Below are 7,895 nucleotides of genomic sequence, written 5' to 3'. Positions count from 1 at the left end.
TCCCAGCCAAATATCCGTTCAGGTTCAAGCAATAATGCTTATCCGAACGGCATTAGACGAATGTCGTCAGCCTTTGAAATTTTCGGTTATTGCTAGAGCTGTTTAGTTAGAACAGCTTACTCGACCAGCCTAGTTTGTTACGTAGAACGTGGTAGTAATTGTAGTCCTTAGGATGGATCAGTTTGAGTACATTTGGGCTTTGGTAAATGTGGATCTCATCGCCAGGGGAAACAGGCAGCGAGATTTGACCATCACAGCTGACTTCCTGAGTTCCGCGGTTATCAGGCGATACGATCAGCTTGATACGACGCTTGCCATCCACCACAAGTGGGCGACTTGAAAGGGTGTGTGGGAACATTGGTACTAGTGAGATCGCATTTAGGCTTGATGACAGGATAGGGCCGCCGCCAGAAAGCGAGTAAGCGGTAGAACCTGTTGGCGTAGAAACGATCAAGCCATCAGAACGCTGCGAGAAAGCGAAGCTGTCGTCGATATAGACTTCAAACTCGATCATGTGTGCAACTTGACCTGGGTGAAGTACAGCCTCATTAAGTGCCGCATTGTGGCTTTTTATCTGGCCGTGACGATGAATTTCCGTTTCAAGTAAGAAGCGCTCTTCTTCCATGAACTCGCCTTTGAGTACATCAGTAAGCGCACTCTGGAAGTTTTCGGGGTTGAGATCGGTTAGGAAACCAAGGTTGCCTCGGTTAACACCAATCACTGAAATGTCGAAACGTGACAAGATTCTAGCGGCACCGAGCATATTTCCATCACCGCCGACCACAATGGCGAGATCGGCGCGTTTACCTAATTCAATCAGGCTAGAAAAATGTTCTTTTGGGATGTCGTCTAAAATAGTGGCGAGTCTGTCATCAACAAACACTTGATAACCCTCAGCACTTAACCACTGATAGAGCTCTCTATGAGTCTGAATTGCTTGCTGATCTCGAGGTTTACCGATAATGGCGATGACTTCAAATGGCTTTTTCATAACGTTTCCAAACGAATTAGGCTTGAATCAAAATTCTTCATCCCCATAATAAAGGCAAGTTGAACGTCTATGCGAGTGTTTTATATCAATTTGGGGCGCAAACACGCCTGTCACTTGCATTGAAAACGAATTCTGGAGATATCATGAGCAACGAAGAAAACAAAGTAACCGAAGCAGAGCTAGATCAGATCATCGCTGAAGCTGAGAAAGTTGAAGAAGCTGAACTGAATGAAGACGCTGCTGATGAGCAGGAAGCAAAAATCGCTCAACTGGAAGCTGCACTGCTTTCTAGTGAATCTAAAGTGAAAGAGCAGCAAGATTCTGTTCTTCGCGCGAAAGCTGAAGTTGAAAACATGCGTCGCCGTAGCGAACAAGAAATTGATAAAGCGCGTAAATTCGCTTTGAACAAATTTGCTGAAGGTCTGCTTCCTGTCATCGACAACCTAGAGCGTGCAATGCAAGCGGCAGACGCTGAAAACGAAGTGGTTAAGCCACTGTATGAAGGTGTTGAGCTAACGCACAAAACGTTTGTAGACACAGTTGCTAAGTTTGGTCTTAAAGAGATCAACCCTGAAGGTGAAGCGTTCAACCCTGAATTCCACCAAGCAATGTCTATTCAAGAAAGCCCAGATCACGAATCAAACACAGTTATGTTTGTGATGCAAAAAGGCTACGAACTAAACGGTCGTGTGGTTCGCCCAGCGATGGTTATGGTTGCTAAGTAATGACGAATTACGTTGCCAAGTGATTGACTGGCGCATTAACTGAGTCAGCCGAGGCGACAAAATAAATCACTGGTTTGCGTAAAATAAAAAGAGAGGCATAGGCCTCTCTTTTTTTGTGCCTATAACTTGAGAGTCCACGTAAATAAGCATCAAAACCGCATTAAGAATGTCGTTCTTTTTATTTCATTCAGATCAGCGATTTAGAGTTTTGTGTTATGAAACTTGTTGTGATTGAGTAAATGTTTTGATGTCACATTTGTGATGTTTTTGTAAATAAATACTTTTAATTGTTATCTTTGTATGTAAAATCCACTGCCATATAGCGATTTTGGTCGCATATATAACTATAAAAGTACAAATTTTAAACACAACAAACTGGAGAAGAACGATGGATAAATCGCTCTCAAGTAAAATTTTTGTAGGCTTGTTCGCCGGTCTACTTATTGGTACTGCTATTCAGTACCTATTCAGCGGTATTGCTATTTTTGATACGTATCTACTTGGCGCTGCCGAAGGTGCAGGTGGTATGTTCGTATCACTTATCAAATTGCTTGTAGTTCCTCTTGTATACGTATCTATTGTTTGCGGTATTGTTGAGCTAAAAGATATTCGTTCATTTGGTCGTCTTGGTGGTAAAACCTTTGGTCTTTACATTATTAACACCATCATTGCGATTTCAGCAGCGCTAACGATTGGTCTTATTTTCCAACCAGGTGCAGGTGCGAATCTGGCGGGTACGGTTTCTGAGACAATTGCGCTTACAACAACTGAAACACCAGACATCTTCTCTCTTGTTGTTAACATCGTTCCTAGCAACCCTGTAGAAGCGTTTGCAAGCGGCGACATGCTACAAATCATCTTCATGGCAATTTTGACAGGTCTTGCTATTCAAGCGCTTGATTCTCGTGGTGGCCCAGCTATCAAGACATTCAAGATGGCTAACGAAATCATGATGAAGCTTATCGGCCTAGTAATGAGCTTGGCGCCTTACGGTGTATTTGCTCTGATGATTCAACTGGGCGCAACACTGGATGCAGACACGCTAATGTCAGTTGCTGGCTATGTGGCGCTTGTGGTTGCAATGCTAGTGTTCTGGATTTTCTTCTTCTACCCAATGATGGTTGGTTCATTCACTGGTATTTCTCCAAAGCAGTTCCTACGTGCAACGCGTGAGCAAGTTCTATTCTCACTATCTACAGCAAGTTCGAATGCAACAATCCCAGTAACTATGCGTACTCTTACTGACAAACTAAACGTATCTAAGTCAGTAGCAGGTTTCGGTGTACCACTAGGTGCAACAATGAACATGTCTGGTGTATCTATCTACATCGCACTGGCAACTATGTTCGTAGCAAACGCATTTGGTCAGCCAATCAACACTGCTGATATCTTCACTCTAGGTCTAACTATCCTGCTTCTTTCTATCGGTGCTGGTGGTGTTCCAGGTGGCGGTGTAGTAATGGTAGGTGTTCTATTGCACCAACTAGGTCTACCACCAGAAGGTCTAGCGATTGTTGCTGCTGTTGACCGTATCTGTGACATGTTCTGTACTTCTTCAAACGTAGTAGGTGATACAGCGGTGAACACTATCGTTGCTAAATCTGAAAACGAAATTGGCGTTGAAGCTAATGAAGAAGCTGAGCTACAGAAAGCAGAAGCTTAATTCAGAGACTCTTTCCGCTATAGATTTAATCTGAGCTGAAACCCTGAGTAGATAAACGGAGCCCAAGTGGCTCCGTTTTTTATTGGGTGAGAAGGTCACTTTATCTACTTTTACTCAACAAACGATAGTGCGGCCTTAATTGTTGTGTGAGGGAGCCTCTTTGAGAGCCCGTTTACAGAAACAAGACTTTGCTACAAGAAAGGATAGTCGAGGGTGAATAAACCCAGTTATGGGACTTATATAGGCGGTAATGATATGTATTCGTGCCTAATCATTCCTTTTATTAAAATAAATGTAAAAAAATCCATTTTCACCCTTGAAAAGGCTTCGTGAGCCCTTATCTATGGTGCATACGAAAGCAAATTACATTTGCACTTAAATTTTGTGTATTAGGGTTGAATCCCTGATTACCGCCCCCCACATATGTGGGTATAGCAAAAAACTAATATAGATTATATTTCGGAGATAGCCTGATGGGTCGAATCATTGGTATTGATTTAGGTACTACTAACTCTTGTGTTGCTGTTTTAGACGGCGACAAACCACGCGTACTAGAAAATGCTGAAGGCGAACGCACAACAGCATCGGTAATCGCATACACTGACGGCGAGACGCTAGTTGGTCAACCTGCGAAACGTCAAGCAGTTACTAACCCTCAAAACACGCTATACGCAATTAAGCGTCTAATCGGTCGTCGTTTTGAAGATGAAGAAGTTCAACGCGATATCGAAATCATGCCTTTTAACATTGTTAAAGCTGATAACGGTGATGCATGGGTTGAAGCGCAAGGCCAAAAAATGGCTGCTCCTCAAGTATCTGCTGAAGTTCTTAAGAAAATGAAGAAAACAGCTGAAGACTTCCTAGGCGAAGAAGTAACTGGCGCAGTTGTTACTGTTCCTGCTTACTTCAACGATGCTCAACGTCAAGCAACTAAAGATGCTGGCCGTATCGCTGGTCTAGATGTTAAACGTATCATCAACGAACCAACTGCTGCTGCTCTAGCTTATGGCCTAGACAAGCAAGGTGGTGACCGCACTATCGCTGTATACGACCTTGGTGGTGGTACATTCGATATCTCTATCATCGAAATCGATGAAGTAGAAGGCGAGAAAACTTTCGAAGTTCTTTCAACTAACGGTGACACTCACCTTGGTGGTGAAGATTTCGATAACCGCATGATCAACTACCTAGTAGATGAGTTCAAGAAAGAGCAAGGTATCGACCTTAAAGCTGATCCACTAGCAATGCAGCGTGTTAAAGAAGCAGCAGAAAAAGCGAAAATCGAGCTTTCTTCTACTACTCAAACTGACGTAAACCTACCTTACGTTACTGCTGATGCGACTGGTCCTAAGCACATGAACATCAAAGTGACTCGTGCGAAGCTTGAGTCTCTAGTTGAAGACCTAGTTCAACGTTCTCTTGAACCACTAAAAGTAGCTCTAGCAGATGCTGACCTATCTGTAGGCGAAATCACTGACGTTATCCTAGTTGGTGGTCAAACTCGTATGCCTATGGTTCAAGCTAAAGTAACTGAATTCTTCGGTAAAGAGCCACGTAAAGACGTGAACCCTGACGAAGCTGTTGCAATGGGTGCTGCTGTTCAAGGTGGTGTACTAGCTGGTGACGTTAAAGACGTTCTACTACTAGACGTTACTCCTCTATCTTTCGGTATCGAAACGATGGGTGGCGTGATGACTAAGCTTATCGAGAAAAACACAACTATCCCTACTAAAGCGGATCAAGTGTTCTCTACAGCTGAAGACAACCAAAACGCAGTAACTATCCACGTTCTTCAAGGTGAGCGTAAGCAAGCGACTTACAACAAGTCTCTTGGTCAGTTCAACCTAGAAGGTATCCAACCAGCACCACGTGGCATGCCACAAATCGAAGTAACATTCGACCTAGATGCTGATGGTATCCTGAACGTATCAGCTAAAGATAAAGCAACAGGTAAAGAGCAGAAGATCACTATCCAAGCATCAGGCGGCCTGTCTGAGGAAGAGATCGAAGCAATGGTACAAGAAGCAGAAGCTAACAAAGAAGCGGACAAAAAGTTCGAAGAGCTAGTAACTGCACGTAACCAAGCTGACCAAATGATTCACGGCACTAAGAAGCAAGTAGAAGAAGCTGGTGAAGCTCTACCTGCAGACGAGAAAGCTAAAATCGAAGCGGCTATCACGGCACTAGAAGAAGTTAAGTCTGGTAACGACAAAGAAGCTATCGACGCTAAAGTTCAAGAACTTATGCAAGCAGCTCAGAAGCTAATGGAAATTGCTCAACAGAAAGCTCAAGCTGAACAAGCTGGTGCTGACGCTGGTGAACAACCTAAGCAAGACGACGATGTGGTAGACGCAGAGTTTGAAGAAGTTAAAGACGACAAAAAATAATTTCGTCGCAGAGTAGCCTGATTTCGTTGTCGGAAGTGCTCACCTACTAGCGTAGGCTCCGCGCTTCCTCCTAGAACTCAAGCTATCTGCTTAGAAATTTGTCTCGAAGACTTATTAATACGGGCGTCAGAGGTAACTCTCACGCCCGTAAATTTGTATTTAGACTTGTCGATCTAGATAATAGCTTTATTCGGCATTTCAGCCGGCAGAACTTTTATCTAGATTGATACACAGACTACTGAAGTGATCATTCGGTAGTAGCAATTATTTTGGTGACCTAGAACATGTCAAAACGTGATTTTTACGAAGTATTAGGCGTAAGCCGCGATGCATCAGAGCGCGATATTAAAAAAGCGTACAAACGCTTAGCGATGAAATTCCACCCGGACCGTAACCAGGGTGACGAGACCGCAGCAGATAAGTTTAAAGAAGTAAAAGTAGCGTACGAGATCCTAACTGACTCTCAAAAGAAAGCAGCTTACGACCAATACGGCCACGCAGCTTTTGAACAAGGCGGCATGGGCGGCGGCGGCGGTTTCGGCGGCGGTGGCCAAGGTGACTTCGGCGATATCTTCGGTGACGTATTTGGTGACATCTTCGGCGGCGGTCGTCGTGGTGGCGGTCAACAGCGTGCACAACGTGGTTCAGATCTACGTTACAACATGGAACTTTCTTTAGAAGAAGCGGTTCGTGGTGTTTCTAAAGAAATTGAAGTACCAACACTTGTAGAGTGTGATACTTGTGACGGCAGCGGCGCGAAAGCGGGCTCTTCTGCACAAACATGTGGCACTTGTCATGGCCACGGCCAAGTACAAATGCGCCAAGGTTTCTTTGCGGTTCAACAGACTTGTCCTACGTGTAACGGTAAAGGCAAGATCATCAAAGACCCATGTAACTCATGTCATGGTCAAGGTCGCAAACAGAAGACGAAAACACTTAACGTTAAGATCCCTGCTGGTGTTGATACTGGCGATCGTATTCGCCTATCTGGCGAAGGCGAAGCGGGAGAGCAAGGTGCTCCAGCTGGCGACCTGTACGTACAAGTACACGTAAAAGAGCACAACATCTTTGAGCGTGACGGCAACAACCTTTACTGTGAAGTTCCAGTAAGCTTCTCTATGGCTGCTCTAGGCGGTGAAGTTGAAGTTCCAACACTGGATGGTCGTGTAAACCTTAAAGTGCCAGAAGAAACACAAACGGGCCGTATGTTCCGTATGCGTGGCAAAGGCGTGAAAGGTGTTCGTGGCGGCGGTGTGGGTGACCTAATCGTTAAGCTAGTGGTAGAAACGCCAGTTAAGCTAAGCTCTCGTCAGAAAGAACTACTGCGTGAATTCGAAGAAACATGTTGTGGCGAAGCGGCAAGCAAGCACAAGCCAAAATCTGAAGGTTTCTTCAGCGGCGTTAAAAACTTCTTCGATGACCTAACTAAGTAATCAATTCATTGATGTATTAGATTATTGATACTTTAGGTTGTTGATACTTTAAGTTTTTGATAACAGTAGAAAAGCCTGCTCATGTAGCAGGCTTTTTTGTGTTTGTAGGTTAGAGAAAAGAAGCTCATAGAGGAAAGAATTGAGGTTGCACAGATAAATTCTAGAGCCCTTTGGTGGTTGCTCTTGTTACTTCCAACACGCTTCTGGCTCTGAAACGCCAGAATGGTGTAGCTCCAAAATATCGGTCGTCGAATCTAAGCAATCATCGTTTGTTTGTGGTGAGAGTGGTTCAGCTTGAATTGAATAGGTGGAGCTACTCGCAGATATCGCTAGCGTGTACCGGTTAGTATCGGTATCACAAAACAAGCATGTCCCTCCTGAAATTATACTCTCTGCTGCCGATGCATAGTTCCCCGTGTACAAGGTCTCCATCTCCAGTTGCATCTTGGTCATATCGGCCATTGCTGTGACTCGATGCGCTTTGATGACATGGTTTGTATAACTTGGGTAAGCAATTGCACCGAGTATCCCCACGATAGCGACAGCGAGCAATAACTCGATCAATGTCATCCCTCTCATGCTTAAGTTGTTGCTGTTGCATATATTTTTTCGAATCATCGCGAGTAGTTTCCTTTCATAGCTCAGCCCATTCTTCTCCGGTGGTAGCATCGCTGCAAGATTAAATGCGGTTACGCA

General features: G+C 44.2%; 6 protein-coding genes. 4 read left to right on the top strand and 2 right to left on the bottom strand.

Going from position 1 to position 7,895, the window contains the following annotated elements; genetic code table 11:
• Positions 1 to 106: 106 nt before the first annotated feature.
• Positions 107 to 991 (bottom strand): NAD(+) kinase, encoded by an 885-nt coding sequence (gene nadK / locus ACED45_RS16640; RefSeq protein WP_017066747.1) that lies wholly within the window; start codon positions 989 to 991, stop codon positions 107 to 109.
• A 143-nt stretch (positions 992 to 1,134) separates the two neighbouring features.
• Between nadK and grpE the strand changes: the two genes are divergently transcribed.
• From grpE to dnaJ, 4 genes are all read left to right on the top strand, one after another.
• Positions 1,135 to 1,716: a nucleotide exchange factor GrpE gene (grpE, locus tag ACED45_RS16635; protein WP_017069543.1), complete on the top strand. Its 582-nt coding sequence runs from the start codon at positions 1,135 to 1,137 to the stop codon at positions 1,714 to 1,716.
• A gap of 388 nt (positions 1,717 to 2,104) precedes the next feature.
• On the top strand, positions 2,105 to 3,379 hold the full coding sequence (locus ACED45_RS16630; RefSeq protein ID WP_019823920.1) for a dicarboxylate/amino acid:cation symporter: 1,275 nt from the start codon (positions 2,105 to 2,107) through the stop codon (positions 3,377 to 3,379).
• A gap of 473 nt (positions 3,380 to 3,852) precedes the next feature.
• Complete coding sequence (dnaK, locus tag ACED45_RS16625) at positions 3,853 to 5,766, top strand: molecular chaperone DnaK (protein WP_019823919.1); 1,914 nt, start codon at positions 3,853 to 3,855, stop codon at positions 5,764 to 5,766.
• A gap of 284 nt (positions 5,767 to 6,050) precedes the next feature.
• Positions 6,051 to 7,199 (top strand): molecular chaperone DnaJ, encoded by a 1,149-nt coding sequence (gene dnaJ / locus ACED45_RS16620; RefSeq protein ID WP_048608049.1) that lies wholly within the window; start codon positions 6,051 to 6,053, stop codon positions 7,197 to 7,199.
• Positions 7,200 to 7,385: 186 nt separating this feature from the next.
• Here dnaJ and ACED45_RS16615 read toward each other — a convergent pair whose 3' ends face one another.
• Entirely contained in the window at positions 7,386 to 7,817 is a 432-nt protein-coding gene (locus ACED45_RS16615) for a type IV pilin protein (protein WP_371714507.1), read from the bottom strand.
• Between the last annotated feature and the right edge of the window lie 78 nt (positions 7,818 to 7,895).

Origin of the sequence: Vibrio crassostreae, from assembly GCF_041439375.1 — a bacterium.
Classification (GTDB): domain Bacteria; phylum Pseudomonadota; class Gammaproteobacteria; order Enterobacterales; family Vibrionaceae; genus Vibrio; species Vibrio crassostreae_D.
The sequence above is the reverse complement of the archived record's forward strand: the minus strand, read 5'-3'. Positions and strand labels throughout refer to the sequence as shown.

What these genes read in the sequence shown, in the direction of transcription:
- dnaJ (WP_048608049.1), top strand. Translation starts at nt 6,051, where the DNA reads ATGTCAAAACGTGATTTTTACGAAGTATTAGGCGTAAGCCGCGATGCA.
- nadK (WP_017066747.1), bottom strand. Translation starts at nt 991, where the DNA reads ATGAAAAAGCCATTTGAAGTCATCGCCATTATCGGTAAACCTCGAGAT.
- ACED45_RS16630 (WP_019823920.1), top strand. Translation starts at nt 2,105, where the DNA reads ATGGATAAATCGCTCTCAAGTAAAATTTTTGTAGGCTTGTTCGCCGGT.
- ACED45_RS16615 (WP_371714507.1), bottom strand. Translation starts at nt 7,817, where the DNA reads ATGATTCGAAAAAATATATGCAACAGCAACAACTTAAGCATGAGAGGG.
- grpE (WP_017069543.1), top strand. Translation starts at nt 1,135, where the DNA reads ATGAGCAACGAAGAAAACAAAGTAACCGAAGCAGAGCTAGATCAGATC.
- dnaK (WP_019823919.1), top strand. Translation starts at nt 3,853, where the DNA reads ATGGGTCGAATCATTGGTATTGATTTAGGTACTACTAACTCTTGTGTT.